At 48.4% G+C, this 21,349-nt stretch carries 18 protein-coding genes; 13 read left to right on the plus strand and 5 right to left on the minus strand.

Translation table 11 applies throughout. From position 1 onward, the window contains the following. Positions 1-101: 101 nt before the first annotated feature. The 4 genes from ubiG (at position 102) to yfaE (ending at position 4,912) form a co-directional block, all read left to right on the plus strand. Positions 102-827, plus strand: a complete 726-nt coding sequence (gene ubiG / locus LVQ76_RS00845) for a bifunctional 2-polyprenyl-6-hydroxyphenol methylase/3-demethylubiquinol 3-O-methyltransferase UbiG (protein ID WP_232865124.1) — start codon at positions 102-104, stop codon at positions 825-827. A gap of 351 nt (positions 828-1,178) precedes the next feature. After that, positions 1,179-3,464 carry a class 1a ribonucleoside-diphosphate reductase subunit alpha gene (gene nrdA / locus LVQ76_RS00850; protein ID WP_151992846.1) on the plus strand — a complete coding sequence of 762 codons (2,286 nt, stop codon included), beginning with the start codon at positions 1,179-1,181 and terminating at the stop codon, positions 3,462-3,464. Between the two features lie 59 nt (positions 3,465-3,523). Next, positions 3,524-4,654 carry a class Ia ribonucleoside-diphosphate reductase subunit beta gene (nrdB, locus tag LVQ76_RS00855; RefSeq protein ID WP_064517141.1) on the plus strand — a complete coding sequence of 377 codons (1,131 nt, stop codon included), beginning with the start codon at positions 3,524-3,526 and terminating at the stop codon, positions 4,652-4,654. A gap of 3 nt (positions 4,655-4,657) precedes the next feature. Further along, positions 4,658-4,912: a class I ribonucleotide reductase maintenance protein YfaE gene (yfaE, locus tag LVQ76_RS00860; RefSeq protein WP_232920752.1), complete on the plus strand. Its 255-nt coding sequence runs from the start codon at positions 4,658-4,660 to the stop codon at positions 4,910-4,912. Positions 4,913-4,942: 30 nt separating this feature from the next. On the opposite strand, the gene glpT is transcribed toward yfaE, so the two are convergent. After that, the gene (gene glpT / locus LVQ76_RS00865) at positions 4,943-6,301 is read right to left on the minus strand and encodes a glycerol-3-phosphate transporter (protein ID WP_232865126.1); all 1,359 of its coding nucleotides are present in this window, start codon (positions 6,299-6,301) and stop codon (positions 4,943-4,945) included. Positions 6,302-6,539: 238 nt separating this feature from the next. On the opposite strand from glpT, the gene glpA reads away from it, so the two are divergent. The 3 genes from glpA to glpC are packed head-to-tail and all read left to right on the plus strand — an operon-like array spanning position 6,540 to position 10,610. After that, entirely contained in the window at positions 6,540-8,159 is a 1,620-nt protein-coding gene (gene glpA / locus LVQ76_RS00870; protein ID WP_232920753.1) for an anaerobic glycerol-3-phosphate dehydrogenase subunit A, read from the plus strand. After that, positions 8,156-9,424: a glycerol-3-phosphate dehydrogenase subunit GlpB gene (glpB, locus tag LVQ76_RS00875; RefSeq protein WP_232920754.1), complete on the plus strand. Its 1,269-nt coding sequence runs from the start codon at positions 8,156-8,158 to the stop codon at positions 9,422-9,424. The genes glpA and glpB overlap by 4 nt, the downstream gene beginning before the upstream one ends. Further along, positions 9,411-10,610 carry an anaerobic glycerol-3-phosphate dehydrogenase subunit GlpC gene (gene glpC / locus LVQ76_RS00880; protein ID WP_232920755.1) on the plus strand — a complete coding sequence of 400 codons (1,200 nt, stop codon included), beginning with the start codon at positions 9,411-9,413 and terminating at the stop codon, positions 10,608-10,610. The genes glpB and glpC overlap by 14 nt, the downstream gene beginning before the upstream one ends. 3 nt (positions 10,611-10,613) lie before the next feature. On the opposite strand, the gene LVQ76_RS00885 is transcribed toward glpC, so the two are convergent. From LVQ76_RS00885 to tctD, 4 genes are all read right to left on the minus strand, one after another. After that, positions 10,614-11,810, minus strand: a complete 1,197-nt coding sequence (locus LVQ76_RS00885; protein WP_232920756.1) for a nicotinamide mononucleotide deamidase-related protein YfaY — start codon at positions 11,808-11,810, stop codon at positions 10,614-10,616. Positions 11,811-12,003: 193 nt separating this feature from the next. Next, positions 12,004-12,546 carry a YfaZ family outer membrane protein gene (locus LVQ76_RS00890; protein ID WP_232920757.1) on the minus strand — a complete coding sequence of 181 codons (543 nt, stop codon included), beginning with the start codon at positions 12,544-12,546 and terminating at the stop codon, positions 12,004-12,006. Between the two features lie 129 nt (positions 12,547-12,675). Beyond that, complete coding sequence (locus LVQ76_RS00895; protein WP_232920758.1) at positions 12,676-14,082, minus strand: sensor histidine kinase; 1,407 nt, start codon at positions 14,080-14,082, stop codon at positions 12,676-12,678. Beyond that, positions 14,069-14,743: a transcriptional regulator TctD gene (gene tctD / locus LVQ76_RS00900; RefSeq protein ID WP_232920759.1), complete on the minus strand. Its 675-nt coding sequence runs from the start codon at positions 14,741-14,743 to the stop codon at positions 14,069-14,071. The genes LVQ76_RS00895 and tctD overlap by 14 nt, the downstream gene beginning before the upstream one ends. A gap of 446 nt (positions 14,744-15,189) precedes the next feature. Between tctD and LVQ76_RS00905 the strand changes: the two genes are divergently transcribed. The 6 genes from LVQ76_RS00905 (at position 15,190) to LVQ76_RS00930 (ending at position 21,337) form a co-directional block, all read left to right on the plus strand. Beyond that, positions 15,190-15,573 carry a GtrA family protein gene (locus tag LVQ76_RS00905; RefSeq protein WP_232920760.1) on the plus strand — a complete coding sequence of 128 codons (384 nt, stop codon included), beginning with the start codon at positions 15,190-15,192 and terminating at the stop codon, positions 15,571-15,573. After that, positions 15,570-16,541, plus strand: a complete 972-nt coding sequence (locus tag LVQ76_RS00910) for a glycosyltransferase family 2 protein (protein ID WP_232920761.1) — start codon at positions 15,570-15,572, stop codon at positions 16,539-16,541. Before LVQ76_RS00905 ends, LVQ76_RS00910 begins: the two co-directional genes overlap by 4 nt. After that, positions 16,531-17,910, plus strand: coding sequence for an ArnT family glycosyltransferase (locus LVQ76_RS00915; RefSeq protein WP_232920762.1), 1,380 nt, complete (start codon positions 16,531-16,533; stop codon positions 17,908-17,910). The genes LVQ76_RS00910 and LVQ76_RS00915 overlap by 11 nt, the downstream gene beginning before the upstream one ends. Before the next feature lie 470 nt (positions 17,911-18,380). Next, entirely contained in the window at positions 18,381-19,361 is a 981-nt protein-coding gene (locus tag LVQ76_RS00920; protein ID WP_232920763.1) for a Bug family tripartite tricarboxylate transporter substrate binding protein, read from the plus strand. A 12-nt stretch (positions 19,362-19,373) separates the two neighbouring features. Next, positions 19,374-19,805, plus strand: coding sequence for a tripartite tricarboxylate transporter TctB family protein (locus tag LVQ76_RS00925; protein WP_232920764.1), 432 nt, complete (start codon positions 19,374-19,376; stop codon positions 19,803-19,805). Positions 19,806-19,819: 14 nt separating this feature from the next. Next, positions 19,820-21,337, plus strand: a complete 1,518-nt coding sequence (locus tag LVQ76_RS00930; RefSeq protein ID WP_232920765.1) for a tripartite tricarboxylate transporter permease — start codon at positions 19,820-19,822, stop codon at positions 21,335-21,337. Positions 21,338-21,349: the final 12 nt, after the last annotated feature.

A 21,349-nucleotide genomic window follows, 5' to 3' on the forward strand; every position in this document is an offset into this window, starting at 1 on the left:
GCCCTACTTTGGGGAAACCACAACATGGTTGCCGAATGGTTTATTCACAGACATTGACTGATATACTCCCGCCACGAAACGAACAAGGAGTGAGTAGCCCCATGAATGCCGAAAACCAGCCGGTTATCCAGAACGTCGACCATGATGAAATCGCCAAATTCGAAGCCGTAGCCTCACGCTGGTGGGATCTTGAAGGCGAATTTAAGCCTCTGCACCGCATCAACCCGCTGCGTTTGGGATATATCAGCCAACGCGCTGATGGGTTATTTGGTAAAACGGTGCTTGATGTCGGCTGTGGCGGTGGGATTCTGGCAGAGAGCATGGCGCGCGAAGGCGCTAATGTGACCGGGCTGGATATGGGTTTCGAGCCATTACAGGTTGCTAAGCTCCATGCGCTGGAAAGCGGTATTAAAGTTGACTACGTTCAGGAAACCGTTGAGCAGCACGCGGAAAAATTTGCCGGGAAGTATGACGTGGTGACCTGTATGGAAATGCTCGAGCATGTACCGGATCCGAAATCTGTCGTCACTGCGTGTGCGAAACTGGTAAAACCGGGTGGACACGTCTTTTTCTCCACTCTTAACCGTAATGGCAAATCCTGGTTGATGGCGGTGGTGGGTGCGGAATACATCCTGCGCATGGTGCCAAAAGGCACGCACGACATTAAGAAATTCATCAAGCCTGCGGAATTACTCTCCTGGGTTGACGATACCCCACTGCGCGAACGCCACATCACCGGGTTACATTTCAACCCGCTGACCAATACGTTCAAACTCGCACCAGGTGTTGATGTTAATTACATGCTGCACACAAAAGCTGAAAATTGATTGATATCCATAAGCTAGTTTGATGAAAATTGCGCGGTATCAAACCGCGCACTTATCAATGAAGTTTAAGAAATCAGCACTCGATCAAAAATATCATTTTTTTTGCATCCCATTGACAATTGTCACAGGCCTTATGTGACGTGGACTTAGCGAAATTCCGCTTGTCACAACCTGAAATCCGTCTCGAAATCAATACTTGTTCTCAGCCGATTAGTTACTAGAATACTCACCATATAGTGATCAAGTAATCCACAACCCCCTACATATAGTATTTATCCACAAGGTTAGCCACTAGAGGCCAACTGTGGATAAACGGGGCATTTTTCATTTCACGGACAGGTACAAACGCACATGAATCAGAGTCTGCTGGTTACAAAACGTGACGGTCGCACTGAGCGTATCGATCTGGATAAAATCCATCGAGTTCTGGATTGGGCCGCCGAAGGCTTAAATAACGTATCCGTATCACAGGTTGAACTGCGCTCGCACATCCAGTTTTATGACGGCATCAAAACCTCTGACATTCATGAAACCATCATCAAAGCAGCAGCCGATTTAATCTCTCGCGAAGCGCCTGATTACCAGTATCTGGCTGCGCGTCTGGCTGTGTTCCATCTGCGCAAAAAAGCTTACGGTGAGTTCGAGCCGCCTAAACTCTATAACCATGTAGTGAAAATGGTTGAGATGGGCAAATACGATCAACATCTGCTGGAAGACTACACGGAAGAAGAGTTCAAGCAGATGGACGATTACATCGACCACGAGCGCGACATGAGCTTCTCCTACGCGGCTGTAAAACAGCTCGAAGGTAAGTATCTGGTTCAGAACCGTGTCACCGGCGAAATCTACGAAAGCGCACAGTTCCTTTATATTCTGGTTGCCGCGTGCCTGTTCTCCGGCTACCCGCGTGAAACCCGTCTGAGCTATGTGAAGCGTTTTTACGATGCGGTTTCTACCTTCAAAATTTCTCTGCCTACGCCGATTATGTCTGGCGTGCGTACCCCAACTCGCCAGTTCAGCTCTTGTGTACTGATCGAGTGTGGCGACAGCCTGGATTCCATCAACGCCACTTCCAGCGCAATTGTGAAGTATGTTTCCCAACGTGCAGGCATCGGCATCAACGCCGGTCGTATCCGTGCGCTGGGTAGCCCAATTCGCGGCGGTGAAGCGTTCCACACTGGCTGTATCCCGTTCTACAAACACTTCCAGACAGCAGTGAAATCCTGCTCTCAGGGCGGCGTGCGTGGCGGTGCTGCGACACTGTTCTACCCAATGTGGCACCTGGAAGTTGAAAGCCTGCTGGTACTGAAAAACAACCGTGGTGTTGAAGGCAACCGCGTACGTCACATGGATTACGGCGTGCAAATCAACAAACTGATGTACACCCGTTTGTTGAAAGGCGAAGACATTACGCTGTTCAGCCCGTCTGACGTTCCAGGTCTGTATGACGCATTCTTTGCCGACCAGGAAAAATTCGAGCAGCTGTATACCAAATACGAAAAAGACGACAGCATCCGTAAGCAACGTGTGAAAGCGGTTGAGCTGTTCTCACTGATGATGCAAGAACGTGCCTCAACTGGCCGTATCTACATTCAGAACGTTGACCATTGCAACACCCATAGCCCGTTTGACCCGGCTATCGCGCCAGTTCGCCAGTCTAACCTGTGCCTGGAAATCGCGCTGCCGACCAAACCACTGAATGACATCAACGACGAAGACGGTGAAATTGCACTGTGTACGCTGTCTGCATTCAACCTGGGTGCTATCGAAAGCCTTGATGAGTTGGAAGAATTAGCGATCCTGGCTGTGCGTGCGCTGGATGCGCTCCTGGATTACCAGGACTACCCAATCATTGCCGCGAAACGCGGTGCGATGGGCCGTCGTACTCTGGGTGTTGGTGTAATTAACTTCGCTTACTATCTGGCGAAGAATGGCGTTCGTTACTCCGACGGCAGCGCCAACAACCTGACGCACAAAACCTTCGAAGCGATTCAGTACTATTTGTTGAAAGCATCGAACGAGTTGGCGAAAGAGCAAGGCCCTTGCCTGTGGTTCAACGAAACCACTTACGCAAAAGGCATTTTGCCAATCGACACCTACAAGAAAGATTTGGATGTGATCAGCAATGAGCCGCTGCATCTGGACTGGGAAGCGCTTCGTGAGTCGATTAAAACTCACGGCCTGCGTAACTCCACGCTTTCTGCTTTGATGCCGTCTGAAACCTCTTCGCAGATTTCTAACGCCACCAATGGTATCGAACCACCGCGCGGCCATATCAGCATTAAAGCGTCAAAAGACGGTATCCTGCGCCAGGTTGTGCCAGATTACGAAACGCTGAAAGACAAATATGAGCTGCTGTGGGACCTGCCGAATAATGATGGTTACCTGCAATTAGTCGGTCTGATGCAGAAGTTTATCGATCAGTCGATCTCTGCAAACACCAACTATGACCCAACGCGCTTTGCGTCTGGTAAAGTGCCGATGCAGCAGTTGCTCAAAGATTTGCTCACCGCCTATAAATTCGGTGTTAAAACTCTTTATTATCAGAACACCCGCGACGGCGCGGAAGATGCGCAAGACGACCTGGCGCCTTCAATCCAGGACGATGGCTGCGAAAGCGGCGCATGTAAAATCTAACTTAAAATCCCCTCACCTTGCTGAGGGGATTTTTTCGACGTATTACAGGATTTAACCTCATGGCTTACACCACTTTTTCACAGACGAAAAACGATCAGCTTGCAGAACCGATGTTCTTTGGCCAGTCGGTTAACGTGGCTCGCTACGATCAGCAAAAATATGACATCTTCGAAAAGCTGATTGAAAAGCAACTCTCCTTCTTCTGGCGTCCGGAAGAGGTGGACGTTTCCCGTGACCGTATCGACTATCAGGCGCTGCCCGATCACGAAAAACACATCTTCATCAGCAACCTGAAATACCAGACGCTGCTGGACTCCATTCAGGGCCGCAGCCCAAACGTGGCTCTGCTGCCGCTGATTTCCATTCCTGAACTGGAAACCTGGGTTGAAACGTGGGCGTTTTCCGAAACCATCCACTCACGCTCTTACACCCATATCATCCGAAATATCGTTAACGATCCGGCGATTGTGTTTGACGATATCGTCACTAACCAGGAGATCTTAAAGCGCGCAAAAGATATCTCCGGTTACTACGACCGACTGATTGAGATGACCAGCTACTGGCATCTGCTGGGTGAAGGTACGCATAACGTGAACGGCAAAACCGTGACCGTGAACCTGCGTGCACTCAAGCGCCAACTCTATTTATGCCTGATGAGCGTTAACGCACTGGAAGCAATTCGCTTCTACGTCAGCTTCGCTTGTTCCTTCGCATTCGCCGAGCGCGAATTGATGGAAGGCAACGCTAAAATCATCAAGCTGATTGCCCGTGACGAAGCCCTGCACCTGACCGGCACTCAGCACATGCTGAACCTGATGCGCTCCGGTGAAGACGATCCTGAAATGGCGGAAATCGCCCAGGAATGCCGCCAGGAATGCTACGACCTGTTCGTACTGGCTGCCGAGCAAGAAAAAGAGTGGGCAAGCTATCTGTTCCGCGACGGTTCGATGATCGGTCTGAACAAAGATATTCTCTGCCAGTATGTTGATTACATTACCAATATCCGTATGCAGGCTGTCGGTCTGGACTTGCCATTTAAAACGCGCTCTAACCCAATCCCATGGATTAACGCCTGGCTTGTGTCTGACAACGTGCAGGTTGCACCGCAAGAAGTGGAAGTGAGCTCTTATCTGGTCGGTCAGATTGATTCGAACGTTAACACCGACGATTTAAGCGATTTCCAACTGTAATTTATGAGCCGCATTACGCTACGAATCACCGGAGCACAACTCCTGTGTGAAGAAGAACATCCTTCCCTGCTGGCGACTCTGGAATTTCACCAGGTCGCCGTGGAATATCAGTGTCGCGAAGGTTATTGCGGCTCCTGCCGCATCCGGCTGACGGCAGGCGAAGTGAAGTGGCTTACCGAACCGCTGGCGTTTATCCAGCCTGGTGAAATACTGCCCTGCTGCTGCCAGGCACAGGGCGATATTGAGATCGAGATGTAATAAAACCTCCCGCGGGAGGTTTAATATTTTCTAGCTTCGACTTTCCCGCGCTTTCATTTCCTGATGATGTTTATTCTCACCCACCATTACCACCAGCAGCAGGATCACGGCCATAATACTGCCGCCGATCATCACCATAAAACCGCCGTCCCAGCCAAAGAAATCAACGGTATAACCGACAATCGCACTCGCCGCAACCGAACCACCAAGATAGCCAAACAGGCCAGTGAAGCCCGCTGCCGTTCCCGCGGCTTTTTTCGGTGCCAGTTCCAGCGCGTGCAGGCCAATCAGCATCACCGGTCCGTAGATCAGGAAGCCAATCACAATCATACACGCCATATCCACACCCGGATTTCCCGGTGGGTTTAGCCAGTACACAATGGTCGCAATCGTCACCAGAATCATAAAGAACACGCCGGTTGCACCACGATTCCCACGGAAAACTTTATCCGACATCCAGCCGCACAGCAGCGTGCCCGGGATCCCGGCGTATTCGTAAAGGAAGTAAGCCCAGGAGGATTTATCTAACGCGAAGTGCTTCACCTCTTTGAGATAAGTAGGTGACCAGTCAAGAATCCCATAGCGCAGCAAGTAGACAAAAACGTTAGCAATGGCGATATACCAAAGCAGGCGGTTCGGGAACACATACTGCATAAAAATCTGCTTAGCTGTCAGTTCCTCTTCCGTTTTTTCGTTGTAGTCGTCCGGGTAATCATTTTTGTACTCTTCGATTGGCGGCAACCCGCAGGATTGCGGTGTATCGCGCATCAATGCAAAAGCAATGAGCGCCACCAGAATCGCCGCAAAGGCTGGCATATAAAGAGCCGCATGCCAGTCGTTAAACCACGCCATCCCGAGTAAGAACAGCAGTGGCGGCAAGCCACCGCCTACGTTATGCGCGCAGTTCCAGATAGAAACAATTCCGCCACGCTCTTTCTTGGACCACCAGTGAACCATGGTGCGCCCACACGGCGGCCAGCCCATGCCCTGGAACCAGCCACATAAGAACAGCAGCACAAACATCACCGCAATGCTGGATGTCGCCCATGGTACAAATCCCATAAATAGCATGACTAGCGACGCCAGAATTAAACCGGCAGGTAAGAAAACACGCGGATTAGAGCGGTCAGAAACCGATCCCATGATGAATTTTGAAAAGCCGTAGGCGATAGAAATACCGGAAAGCGCGAATCCTAAATCCCCTCGCGAGAAACCTTGCTCAATCAAGTACGGCATTGCCAGGGTGAAGTTTTTACGCACCAGATAGTAGGCCGCGTAACCGAAGAAGATCCCCATAAAGATTTGCCAGCGCAGGCGTTTATAAGTTGGGTCAATGTGCTCGCTCTCACGCCGGGGTTGGTGCGCGCTTGGTTTGAAAATGCTTAGCATAAATGCCTCCGTGGCAGGGTTTATAAGCAATGTTCATTTGCGAGCGCATGTTAAGGATTATCCCGCTGAGTTAGTGTGAAACACCCCACAACATATTACATTTTTATTACAAACTATCGAAATAGTGCATAACATCACATTTTACTTTCGTTTTATGCTCGAATTTGCTCGATATCAAACATTGATAGTCTTTTCTGTGGCTGAATAGCGTTCAAGAGGTTCTTTCCAGGAGAAGCGCATGAACGCGGATAGCAAAGAAAGGGATGTCATTATTATTGGTGGAGGTGCAACGGGGGCAGGGATTGCCCGCGACTGTGCGCGACGCGGTTTACGCACGCTACTACTGGAAAGGCATGATATCGCCACCGGTGCGACAGGCAGAAATCATGGCTTACTCCACAGCGGCGCGCGATACGCCATGACCGATAGCGAGTCGGCCCGCGAGTGTATTGAAGAAAACCGCATCCTTAAACGTATTGCTCACCACTGTATTGAGCGCACAGACGGATTGTTTATCACCCTTCCTGAAGATGATTTAGCCTTGCAGAGCAAGTTTATTGCGGCGTGCCAGGACGCCGGAATCAATGCGCAACAACTCGATCCTAAAGAAGCATTACGGATAGAACCAGCGGCCAATCCTGCACTTATCGGTGCGGTTCGCGTGCCGGATGGAACTGTCGACCCCTTCCGCCTGACCGCCGCCAATATGCTCGATGCCAGAGAACATGGCGCAGAAATTCTTACCGGGCAGGAAGTTACCGGGTTGATTCGCCAGGGCAGTCGCGTAACGGGTGTCAGGGTCTATAACCACCAGAGCAATCAACACCACGATTTATATGCAAATATCGTCGTGAATGCTGCCGGGATCTGGGGGCAGCGTATCGCTGAATATGCTGATTTAAGCATTCGCATGCTGCCTGCAAAAGGTTCGCTGCTGATCCTGGGTCACCGCATCAACAACATGGTGATCAACCGCTGCCGCAAACCTGCTGATGCCGATATTCTGGTGCCAGGAGATACCATTTCTCTTATTGGCACAACCTCAACCCCCATCGAATACGACCAAATCGACAATATGCGCGTCACGCCGCAAGAGGTCGATATTCTGATTCGTGAAGGTTCGAAGCTTGCCCCTAAACTCGCCGCCACCCGCATCCTGCGTGCCTATGCCGGCGTTCGCCCGCTGGTTGCCAGCGACAACGATCCGACCGGGCGCAACGCCAGCCGGGGGATCGTATTAATGGATCACGCAAAGCGTGACGGAATGGACGGATTCATCACCATCACCGGCGGCAAACTCATGACCTACCGCCTGATGGCCGAGTGGGCGACTAACGCCGTGTGTGAAAAACTCGGTAATACCCAGCCTTGTACTACAGCGACAACTCCACTTCCCGGCTCGGGAAGCTCGCAAGAAGAGACGCTCAGTAAAGTCATATCATTGCCGCCCACGATCCGCCGTTCGGCAGTCTGGCGTCATGGCGATCGCGCCGAGCAACTTCTTGCGGGCGATCGTCTGAGCAATAGCCTGGTATGTGAATGTGAAGCGGTAACGGCCGGTGAAGTTCGCTACGCGGTCAACAAACTTGCCGTTCGCAATCTTGGCGATTTACGCCGCCGTACTCGCGTGGGTATGGGCACCTGCCAGGGGGAGTTGTGTGCCTGCCGTGCAGCCGGGCTTTTACAGCGCTTTGGCACATCAACACCTGCGCAATCGCTCGATCAGCTGTCACTTTTTCTTAATGAGCGCTGGAAAGGCATTCGCCCCATCGCATGGGATGATGCGCTGCGAGAAAGCGAATTTACCGCCTGGGTGTACCAGGGGTTGTGCGGGCTAAAAAAAGGAACACCACAATGAGATTCGACAGCCTGATTATTGGCGGTGGGCTCGCCGGACTGGTGTGCGGTATCCGTCTTGCGGAAGCGGGGCTGCGTTGCGCTATCGTCAGCCGGGGTCAAAGCGCACTGCATTTTTCGTCCGGATCGCTGGATTTACTGGCCGAGTTGCCCGATGGTACTCCGGTCGACTTTCCTTTGAAGGTGCTGGATACCTTAAAACAACAAGCACCGGAACACCCTTACAGCCTGATGGGTACGGATAACGTACGCCGCTATGCGACTGAAAGCGAAGCGCTGCTGGCCCGTTGCAATATCATGCTCACGGGGAGTTATCAGCAAAATCATCTGCGTATTACCCCGCTGGGTACACAACGCGCAACGTGGTTAAGTCCTGTGGAAATTCCGGTTGCTCCTCTTCCCTGGCAGCGCATAACTGTAGTGGGCATTGCAGGATTTCTCGATTTTCAGCCTGAACTGGTAGCCGGTTCACTGGCAGAGAACAACATCAATGTGAAAACCGCGGAACTGACACTTCCCGCACTGGACACGTTACGCAATAACCCCAGCGAGTTCCGCGCCGCCAATATCGCCCGCGTACTGGATAAGCCTGAGCAACAACTCCTGCTTATTGATGAGCTTAAAACCCTGGCGCAACATACTGACGCTCTGTTTCTCCCGGCATGTCTGGGCGTTGATGATTCACAATCCTGGCAAAACATCAGTCATCAGTTGCCGTGCCCAGTTTGCCTGTTACCCACACTTCCCCCTTCGGTGCTCGGTATGCGGTTGTATCACCAGTTGCGCCGCCGTTTTCAGCAACTCAACGGGATAATGATGCCCGGCGATGCCGTGGTGAGGACGGAAACACACAAGCAAAATATCAGTGCGATTTTCACCCGCAACCACGCAGAAGTCCCGCTGCGGGCAAACCATTATGTTCTCGCCAGCGGCAGCTTTTTCAGCAATGGCCTGGAAGCAAAATTCAGTGGGATACGGGAACCGATTTTCGGGCTGGATATTCGCGCTCCGGCGCTGCGTGAAGAGTGGTGTCACGAAGATTTTTTCAGCCCGCAGCCATATTTACAGGCAGGCGTTGCCGTTGATAAATATTTTCAGCCTACTATCGGCGGGCAACGCATTGAAAACCTTTACGCCATCGGTTCGGTACTGGCGGGGTTCGACCCGCTGCAACAAGGTTGCGGCGCGGGTGTATCAATGACTGGCGCACTGCACGTCGCACAACGCATTCTTGAATCGCAGGGGGCAGCGCATGAATCTGCTTGATGAAACCAGTTTTGAAAACTGCATTAAATGCACCGTCTGCACCACTGTCTGCCCGGTCAGCCGTGTTAACCCGGACTACCCCGGCCCTAAGCAGTCCGGTCCTGACGGAGAGCGCCTGCGCCTGAAAGATGCAGCACTTTATGACGACGCCCTTAAATTTTGCACCAACTGCAAACGCTGCGAAGTCGCCTGCCCGTCTGATGTGAAAATTGGCGATATCATCCAGCGTGCCAAAGCCCGCTATGGCAAAACACCGTTTAAATTAAGGGATGCCATTCTCAGCCATACCGATTTAATGGGCACACTGTCGACACCGTTCGCACCGCTGGTGAATACAGCAACGTCATTGATACCGGTGAGAAATTTGCTCGATAAAACTCTCGGCATCGACAGCCACCGCGCATTACCGAAATACTCGTCAGGAACATTTCGTCAGTGGTATCGCAAACAGGCAACGACGCAAAAATCCTTTGCTGAGCAAGTGGCGTTTTTCCATGGCTGTTACGTTAACTACAACCACTCCCAACTCGGCAAAGATTTAGTGCGCGTGATGAACGCGATGGGATTTGGCGTGCAATTGTTGGAGCGGGAAAAGTGCTGTGGCGTGCCGTTGATTGCCAACGGTTTTATCGACAAAGCGAAAAAGCAGGCCGCTATTAACGCAGCTTCACTGAGCAAAGCAGTGCTTGAGCAAGGGCTGCCGGTGGTCGCCACCTCGTCAACCTGCACCTTCACTTTACGCGATGAATATCCGCATGTGCTGGATGTCGACACTCGCCCGATGCGTGACCATATTGAACTAGCAACTCGTTTTATCTGGAAGCAACTAGAAAACGGGAGAAAGTTGAAACTTAAAGCGTTACCGCTGCGTATTGCTTACCACACGCCATGTCATATGGAGAAAATGGGCTGGTCGCTTTACACGCTGGATCTTTTGCAGCGTTTGCCTGGCGTGGAGTTGGTTATGCTGGAATCCCAGTGCTGCGGAATTGCGGGGACGTACGGGTTTAAAAAGGAAAACTATCAATTTTCACAAAGCATTGGCGCACCGTTATTCCAGCAGATTGAGGAGAGCGGCGTCGATTTGGTGGTCACAGATTGCGAAACCTGCAAATGGCAGATTGAGATGTCCACCAGTAAGAAATGCGAGCACCCGATTACGCTTTTGGCTCGGGCACTCGCATAGTTATTAGATTTCTAGTGAGTCGACAACATTCACCCAGCCATGCTCAGCGGCGACATCCCAGCCGTTGAGCCAGCGGCGCAGCATGTTGAGGGCCATCATCGCGCAGACTTCCTGGCGTGTACGCAGGGCGTAGCGGGTTACGTTGAATTTCACTTGCAGTCCATAAGTCCCTTTTGGCGTGTGCAGTGCAAAATGAAGATGCTCGTCATCAAGGCTCCCCACCACCAGTGCCAGAGCACTTCCCGCTTGCAGCGCGAAGTTTTTTGCACGCTCCGTTATCTGCACCAGTGTTTCAGGGCGTGCGGAAAGCACTTCGCTATTACCTAATGGTGCTTGTGCACTGGCAAGTTGCAGGCACAGCAGCCCGGCGGTGAATTGTTCGCTGACGGCAATATTGAGTGACTGTGCTCTTAGGCGTTCTGCAAGTTGCGCAGGTAAACCTTCTGTTCCTTCAAAAATGGCGCTTTCACCGGCGACACGCTGCACTTGTGGCCATACGGCTTCCATCGCCTGACGCTGGCTTGCTGGGCCAGTCAATTTTAACTCGATAATCGGCATTGATGAGCGATACCCCATCACTGCGCCGTCCGGTAAAGGAATCGGCTCAAGACTTTGGGCTAACTCGCTTTCGGAACGCCCGAAAGTGGTAAGACGCAGGCAAACTGGCGGCTCAGGCAGCACAAAACGCTCACGCAGGCGCGGCATGATTTGTTGCTCGACCATAACCTTAAATTCGGAAGGAACTCCGGGAGTGAAAAACATCAGACAGCGGTTGAGCTTTAGAGCAAATCCACATGCAGTACCGACCGGGTTATCAACCATTTCACTGGTTGCGGGAATAAGCGCTTGTTTGCGGTTGCTCGGTGCCATTTCACGCCCGCGTTCGGCAAAGAAACGTTCCATATGCGCAAGCCATTCCTGATGCATCACCAGCTCCACGCCTGCGGCAGTAGCGGCAGCCAGCGCACTGAGGTCATCACTGGTTGGCCCAAGGCCACCATTCACAATTAGAACATCGGCATGTTCGCTGCGCTCTTTAAGCACCGCGATTAAATCTTCAAGACTGTCGCCCACCGTATTACGGCGCGACATCGGTAAACCCTGGTTAAAAAAGTAATCAGCAAGCCAGGCTGCGTTGGTATCAATAATTTGACCATGCAGCACTTCGTCGCCGGTAGACAGCATTTCCACTTTTATCATTGTTGTGCTCCGCGGGAAGAAAACGGTTCACAATATCGCAAATTAATTTGAGGATTACCAAAAAGATAATCCTCAAAGGATTTCGTGTTGCAGGAAGGCGGCAAAGCCGTAAGTCTCTGGAAGCATAGATAACTATGCGACCAGGGCGCGCGGCAGCAGCCAACGCCCCTGCAACGCGAAAGACGAAGAGGATTTAGAAACCTGCGGAAACGCCGACGTATGGACCGTCTGCAATAGCGTTATCTCGGTTGCCATCTTTACCGTTAACACCGATATAGCGATAACCGGCTTCAACAGTGATTGGGCGAATAACAGTCCAACGAGCACCCGCACTGGCTTCCTGGTAATCTTTCACGCCACTGGAAAGAGAATCTGGGGAGTAATAGTAATCACCGAATACGGAGATGCTATCGAATACCTGCCAGCTCAAACCACCACCCACTGCCAACGCATAACCTTCATCACCATCTTTCGGATTCAGATAAACCGCACGTCCGCCAACTGTACCCATAAATGGACCCAATGGCACATTCAGACCGAGTCCCAGACCTGCGGTATCACCATCGTCATCGTTATGGGCGTAGTTACCGTTCATGGTCAGACCGGCAGAATCCTGGCCGAAGCCTACTGCGATGTTTGTATATTTTTCACCCGCCTGGCCGCTAACGCTGATAGCGCTTGCAGATGCAGATACGAGTGCTAAACCGGCAACGCCAGCCAAAAGTAATTTGTTCATGCTTTCAATCCTGAGCAGTAAAAAGGGATGTCCCTGAAAAAACGCCGATTTTACAGCCAGGGGTGAGGTAATCAATGCGTTAGAAATGCTTTTCTTCATTCGTTTGTAAGAAAATGAAAAAACGCCCTGTTAAACAGCCGCCAGCTTTACTCTCACCAACAACCCACCAGGCGCTGAACGTAGCAATTCAGGCCGAGTACGATGATAACGCGCAATATCATTAACCAGCGCAAGCCCAATCCCCGCCCCACTTTGCTCAGCACTGTTATCTAAGCGATGAAATGGCATCAGCGCATGGCGAACCTGCCCACTCTCAATACCCGGGCCGTTATCTTCTATTTCCAGCCAGACAATTTGCGATTCATCACGGGTGACGCGAATAGTCACAATGCCGTTCTCGGGAGTATATTTCAGCGCATTATCCAGCAGATTCATGCACATCTCCCCCAGCAACAACGGCTCGCCGGTTATCCATGCAGCTGATAACCCTTCATAACCTAAATCGATATTTTTGCTTCTCGCTTGCGCCATACAGGAGAAACAACACGCCTGGGCTATTTTCACCAAATCCACCGCCTCCATCGTTTGCCCTTCCGCCTGGTCCAGGCGACTGAGGCGCGAAAGTTGTAATAACCGCTCGGTAAGATGGATGGTGTTATCCAGCGTTACTTGCATTGCCTCCAGACTTTCACGCCATTGCATAGGATTGGGACTACTGAGTGCTACTGACACCTGAGTTTTTAGCACCGTGAGTGGTGTGCGCAGTTGGTGGGAAGCATCGGCACTGAACCGAGACTGTCTTGTCACCAGGCCACGCAGCCTGTCGATATAGCGGTTAAACGAAACGATCAATAATCGCGTTTCCGACCAGGGCAATAAATCTGGTAGCGGATTGAGATCGCCAGGATCGCGGCGCACCATCAGCACTGAAAGTTGGCGCATCGGTTTTAGCACACGTCTTAATAACAGCCAGGCGAGCGTAAGGGTAAGTAGCACCAGGCCCCCTTGAGTCAGTGTTGCAGACATCAACAAACGAACAGCAAGTGCGTGCCGCGACTGAACGGTTTCGGCAACAATAATTTGTGCCATCCCATTGACCCCACCTTCGTTGACAGGCTGTAGCAGGCGCGCAACACGCAATTCCTGTCCCCGGTATGTTGCGTTATAGAACCACGCCAGTGCGGGATAGAGATCGGTGCCGGCGGTATTTATCGGCATATCGGGTAAGTCGTCGTAACCCGATATGACATTACCCTGTGTATCGGTGACTTTGTAATACAACCGGTCGTTCATATTGCGCTCGAAACTATCGAGCACGACCCACGGAACATCCACTGCGAGCTTACCCTCATGGACCACCAGCTGTTCCGCCACAGTGCGTGTCGAGGCCAATAATGTACGGTCGTAGGCCTGAGTGGCAGCATTCATCGCGCTTAAATAGCCGCTTACCGCTGATAAGCCCCACAAAATAAATAATGGTAACCCCAGAAAAAGTAGCAACTGTCCGAATAAAGATTGCGGTTTAATGGCTCGCATCGCTGCACTCCAGCACATAGCCGAGCCCACGTAGCGTAGTTATTTGAACATTGCTGGTGATTAATTTTTTCCGTAGCCGGTGAATATAAAGTTCGATGCTTTCCGGGCTGGCGTCGTCGCTCAAACTAAACACCTGTTCAAACAGCTGCTGCTTGGGAACCGGACGAGTACGGCGATACATCAATACCGTCAAGATCGCGTGCTCGCGGGGCGTTAACGCTAGCGGTTTATTTTCCAATAAGAAGTAACCGTCATCATGAAAAGCAAGTTGCCCCAACTGTTGTTGCTCATGGATTTGCCCTTCGCTGCGCCGCACCAGAGCCCGCAACCGGGCATCAAGCTCCTCCAGCTCAAAAGGCTTTGGCAGATAATCATCAGCCCCCGAATTCAACCCTTTCACGCGATCGCTCACCGTACTGTGTGCTGTTAGCAACAGTACTGGCACTGTCTGCCCGCGTTTACGCAAACGCTGTAAAACCTCCAGACCATCCATTCTCGGCATCCCGATATCCATTACCGCGACCGCATAGCGTTCGTTTTGTAATAGATGATCGGCGGCCTGCCCATCAAATACGCAATCCACAGCAAAACCCGCTTGTATCAGGGCTTTCTCGAGCCAGTGAGCCAGCTCACGGTTATCTTCCGCTAGTAAAAGACGCACCTTTAATATATCCACATGATTTTAAACGATAAACCAAACAAACTTACCAGTTGTTATCCGGTTTTTGAAATCCGTATTGATTCGAGGTGCATAATATCACTGTAGATGATGGATGGATGTTACATATTTGCAACTTTGTGGAGTAAGAACTGCCGGTGGTTTAACATGAAATTATTTGCACAAATAACCTCGGTCACATGCATAGATTCTTTGCGACAGCCTTCAAAATAGTTACGATAACTAATGGGGCTTAAGGCTGTTTTTCTTCCAATGTTCGCTCAACAAGACCAATTTCCGTTAAAATCCTGCAGGCAAAGTATCCTTTTCCCAATGCAGATCGCAGGTATATAGCGATAAATCGTGAGTCCATTATGATTTTTTATGAAGTTAGAAATCTTGGGTGATACACTTCATGAATAATTTTACATATCAAATAATCGGCGATTATGAATAGGCTCTCATCTATCTACTATAGCCAAGCGATAAGATACTGTGTTGTTGGTGGAGTGAATACAATTGCAACAGCAGCGGTAATACTATCGCTAACAACTTTGGGTACTGGCCTGTATCTGTCAAATCTATCTGGATATTTTGCAGGTATTTTGTTCAGCTTTGTATTAAACACTTATTTCACATTCTCATCAAAACCATCATTACCACGATTAATCAAATTCATAACATGCTGTGCTATATGTTACAGCATAAATTTAATAGCAATGAATGCTACTATGTTGTTAAACATTGATAATGAATACCTTATTCAAATTATTGGTATGTTTTTCTATACAGCATGTGGATTTATAATTAATAAAATTTGGGTAATGAAATGAATAGCTTACCAGTCCTCTCGATAGTTGTCCCTTGCTACAACGAGCAAGAGGTTTTCAGTTTTTGCCTTGAAGAACTTTTAGCGAAAATAAAAGACATGGTAAAGAAAGGGAAAATTGATGTTAAAAGTCATGTGATTTTTGTTGATGATGGCAGCAAAGACACAACGTGGAATTTAATTGAGCAAGCGAGTAAAAACTTTGATTGCGTGAAAGGCATTAAACTATCTAGAAATAAAGGACATCAGACAGCATTAATTGCTGGACTGTCAAGTTGCATTGATTCAGATATCACAATAAGTATTGACGCTGATTTGCAGGATGATACATCTGTCATTGAGAAAATGATTGATTCATTCATTTCAGGCAACGATACCGTATACGGCGTGAGAAATGACAGAACCTCTGATACACTCTTTAAGAAATTTACCGCCGAATCATTTTATAAATTGATGTCTCTAATGGGTGTCAGTCAAATTGAGAACCATGCGGATTTCAGACTATTGAGCAGGCGAGCGTTGAAAGCGTTATTACAATATAAAGAACAAAATTTATATATACGTGGATTAATTCCATTAATTGGATATCCAAGTGATAGGGTTTACTACTCACGCAGTGAGCGTTTGGCAGGTGAGTCTAAATACCCATTAAGAAAAATGCTATCCCTTGCTCTCGAAGGCATTACATCTTTTTCTGTTACACCATTACGCATTGTCACATTCCTTGGCTTTCTTATATCAATGCTCTCTTCCGCCGGAGTTTTATATACACTTACCCAATATTTTCTTGGGCATACTATAAGCGGTTGGACATCAGTAATATTAGCAATATTATTTATCGGTGGAGTTCAAATGCTATGTCTAGGAGTAATTGGGGAATACATTGGTAAGATATATATGGAAAATAAAAAAAGACCTAAGTTTTTCATTGAAAAAAATACTTTCTCTAAAGGTAATGAACGTGATCATTAATAATAGATTGCAGAAATACATACTGTGTTTCCTGATAATTTTATTTTCAATAATATGTGTATATAATATTAGTTCATCACCGTTTAAAGACTGGGATGAAAGTAGGCATATTGTAAATGCCTTGCAAATGATGGATTCGGGTAACTTTATTGTCAACTGGTGGGGTTCAAGTCCTGATATGTGGAACCTAAAACCACCTGTTAGTTTCTGGACAATAATATTATTCTCTGCAACACTCGGAAAATCTCTTTTAACATTGCGCATGGCATCAATAGTTTCCGGGGTACTATTAGTGTCTATATGCTCTTATCTTGCAGCAAGAAGATATGGCTATGTATCAGCAATAATATTTATGTTGCTAGTGCTTTCATGTAGACAAATGATGATGGAACATGGCTTCAGAACAGCAGATCCTGACTCAGTTTATTTATTATTCTCTATAGTTTCAGTGATTTATCTCTCCATGGGTTATAGCGTTAAAAATATATCATTGGCAGCCCTTTTAATATCACTCGCATTTCTTACAAAAAGCTGGCATGCGCTTTCTTTCGGTTTTGCATTTATTACCGCCTATACTTACATGCTTAGATACAATGGAATTACAACCAAATTAGTTTTAATCCCATTAACATGCTTCTTTCTCCCAATAATTATGTGGCTATCAATACGTTATCAGTATGATGGATTTGTTTTTATAAAAAAAATGATAGACTATGACTTATTACATAGATCATCATCACAAATTGAGGGGCATCGCAGTAATGCGTGGTTTTATATTAATGCGCTTTTTAGTAACTATTTATCTGTAATGATTGCATTTATTTCATCATTAACGATATCTTTATTAAGAAATGGATTTAAAAAAACATTTAGCTACGACATCGTAATTCTTATAGTGACCATAGTTACATTAATTACTTTCTTTACGTTAGCAGAAACAAGACTGTCTTGGTATGGCTACCCACACACATTATTGCTATGTTTTACAAGTGCCATTCTTTTTTCAAAAATAAAAAAACCATGGGTTTTATTATTACTCGTCTTACTTCCAATGTCACTTTTTCAGATTAAAAAAACAATAAACAAGGCATCTGATAATTTCGCTCCAGATTATTACAAACAACTATCATTAATTAAAAGTGACAATAACAATGACATAAATATACACATCCCAAATGACACATCACAGTCAGAGAGAGCTGCAATAATGGTTTATGGTGGATTTTCTCAGAGAAAAATAAAATATAACAGCTCTGATAGAAATTATTATTTATTTTCTAGAAATAACTCCAAGGTTGATAACGTTTCTCCTGCATGTGAAATTTTATCATCTGGAGAATTTATAAGTATATTTAAATGCATAAGATAATGTAAGTCAAAAATATACAACCCATTTTAATAACCCTCTTTCATTGAGGGTTAAAGTACACTTTGCATATCTAATGAAATATTGCTCTAAAAGCTATAATATTTAATAATTAGATATATTTAACTAAATTTCGTAAATTTTAATTTTAATTTTAATTTTAATTTTAATTTTAATTTTAATTTTCCTGGTAGTTTAGTAACCCGATGCTCCATTCACCAGAAGAACCAATACCAGTTTGAATAATGGTTACTCCTCCTTGTGCTCCAAAAACCAGGGCTGGAGTACCCCATTGAGTTTTATTCAGTATTACTCCGCTAGTAAGAGACGCATATCACATCCTGTAAAGTTTCGATCGCCCTGAAAGGTAAAAGAAAGGTTATTACGCTAACAATCACGTAACAAAGTAGCTGTAATGCACTTCACATAATGCGAAACATCTACCGCCTTTTTGACGTGAGGATGAATAGAAAATGAAACGTACCCTAATCTCTGGTTTTATTGCTTCAGCTTTTTTATTAACCGCTTTCAGTACACTGGCAGCAGAAGTCCCTTCCCGCACCGAATGTATCGCCCCGGCCAAACCTGGCGGTGGTTTCGACCTGACGTGCAAACTGATTCAGGTCAGCCTGCAAGAAACTGGCGTGCTAGAAAAACCAATGCGCGTTACCTACATGCCTGGCGGCGTCGGTGCTGTGGCTTACAACGCAATTGTCGCTCAGCGCCCTGCGGAAGCAGGCACCGTTGTCGCCTTCTCCGGTGGTTCTTTGCTAAACCTATCACAAGGTAAATTTGGCCGTTATGGCGTGGATGATGTGCGCTGGCTGGCAAGTGTTGGCACCGATTACGGCATGATTGCCGTGCGTGCTGATTCACCGTGGAAGGATCTGAAGTCACTGTTGGCTGCAATGGAAAAAGATCCTAACAGCGTGGTGATTGGTGCTGGTGCATCCATCGGCAGCCAGGACTGGATGAAGACTGCCTTGCTTGCGCAAAAAGCCAACGTCGATCCACATAAAATGCGTTACGTCGCTTTTGAAGGTGGCGGCGAACCAGTAACGGCGCTGATGGGTAATCACGTTCAGGTGGTTTCAGGCGATCTCAGTGAAATGGTGCCTTATATCAACGGCGACAAACTGCGCGTATTGGCAGTGTTTGCTAACGAACGTTTACCAGGTGAACTGGCGCAAATCCCTACCGCAAAAGAGCAAGGTTATGATCTGGTATGGCCGATAATCCGCGGTTTCTACGTCGGTCCGAAAGTAAGCGATGCGGAATATCAGTGGTGGGTCGATACCTTCAACAAACTCCAACAAACCGAAGATTTTAAAAAACAGCGCGATCTGCGTGGCCTGTTCGAATTCAACATGACTGGCAAAGAGCTGGATAATTACGTGAAGAAACAGGTCACTGATTATCGCGAGCAAGCCAAAGCATTTGGCCTCGCTAAATAATCGGAGGCGATGATGAGCGATCGTATTTTTGCCGGGATCTGGATTGTTCTGTGTATTGGCGGCCTGTTTATCGGCTGGCAAATTCAGAGTGAATACAGTTATGAACCCGTAGGGCCGCGCCCGTTTCCTTTAACCATTATCGGCCTGATGTTGATGTGCGCAGTGTTGTTGATACTGCGTCATCCCGACGTGGTGGAGTGGTCGCACCGCCAAACGCTGCAACGCTTACTGATTATGGTCGCAAGCCTTGCACTGTACGCATGGGCATTCGAATGGCTCGGTTTCCCTCTGGCAACGACGATCCTCACCACCTGTATCGGTTTGCTATTTGGCGCGACAATTCCGGTGGCATTAATTTCCGGGGTGGTAATGGGAGGCGTATTGTTCTACGGCTTTGATCGTCTGTTGGATGTCACTCTTCCTCTTGGCGTTTGGCTGAATTAACGGAGCACGTACTGATGGATACCTGGTTTTATTTGTCGCAAGGTTTCGCCGTTGCACTGACGCCGGAAAACCTGATGATCGCCCTGATTGGCTGCTTTGTTGGCACCATCGTTGGGTTGCTCCCGGGCCTCGGCCCGATTAATGGCGTGGCGATTTTGCTGCCACTGGCCTTCGCACTTAAATTACCACCAGAGTCAGCATTAATTCTGCTGGCAACGGTTTATATCGGTTGTGAATACGGGGGACGCATCTCATCGATACTGCTTAACGTTCCGGGAGATGCAGCCGCCATTATGACCGCACTCGATGGTTATCCGATGGCGAAGCAGGGTCGTGGTGGCGTGGCGTTATCCATTTCCGCCGTAAGTTCATTTATTGGTTCCCTACTGGCAATTATTGGCATCATTCTTTTTGCACCAGCACTGGCGCAATGGTCGCTGGCGTTTGGACCTGCTGAATACTTTGCATTAATGGTCTTTGCCATTGCTTGCCTTGGCAGCATGATGGCGCAAAACCCGCTGAAATCGTTCCTTGCAGCGTTGATTGGTCTGGGTCTTGCCACCGTCGGAGTGGATGCCAACACCGGGGTATATCGCTTCACATTCGATAGCGTTCACCTCTCCGACGGTGCGCAATTTATTGTGGTCGTCATTGGTTTGTTTTCGGTTTCCGAAATCCTGTTAATGCTCGAAAGCACCAGCAGCGGGCAAGTGCTGGTACGCAAAACCGGGCGCATGATGTTTAACATGAAAGAAGCCGCGCATTGCACGGGAGCCACTTTACGATCGTCGGTAATCGGCTTCTTCGTCGGGATTTTACCGGGCGCGGGGGCGACTATCGCCAGTGCGATTGCGTATATGGCCGAGAAGAAAATCAGCGGCAATAGCGAGACATTCGGCAAAGGCGATATTCGCGGCGTCGCAGCACCGGAAGCAGCAAATAATGCCTCTGCTTGTGGTTCGTTTATTCCGATGCTGACACTGGGCGTGCCGGGTTCTGGCACTACAGCAGTGATGATGGGTGCACTGACTCTGTATAACATTACACCAGGGCCTGCGATGTTTACCGAGCAGCCGGATATTGTTTGGGGATTGATTGCTTCATTGCTGATTGCCAACGTTATGTTGCTTATCATGAACATCCCGTTAATCGGCTTCTTTACCAAAATGTTGAGTATTCCATTGTGGTTCCTGGTGCCCGCTATTGCTGCAGTTTCCGCAGTTGGCGTCTACGCGGTACATAGCACCACCTTCGATTTGCTACTGATGGTGGGGTTGGGCGTGCTGGGCTATATTTTGCGCAAAATGCACTTCCCGATGTCACCTTTAATTCTGGGCTTCGTGCTAGGTGAGATGCTGGAGCAAAACCTGCGTCGTGCACTGTCTATCAGCAACGGTGGATTGAGCATTCTGTGGGAAAGTGGTGTCGCGAAAGGTCTGCTGACTATGGCGATTGTCGTGATTATCGTGCCACCGATTCTGCGCATAATCCGCCGGCAGCGGCATAAATCAGACTTAGAATCGGGTATGTAGGTCGGATTAGCG

This window comes from Buttiauxella cochleicola (genome assembly GCF_021283185.1).
Classification (GTDB): domain Bacteria; phylum Pseudomonadota; class Gammaproteobacteria; order Enterobacterales; family Enterobacteriaceae; genus Buttiauxella; species Buttiauxella massiliensis.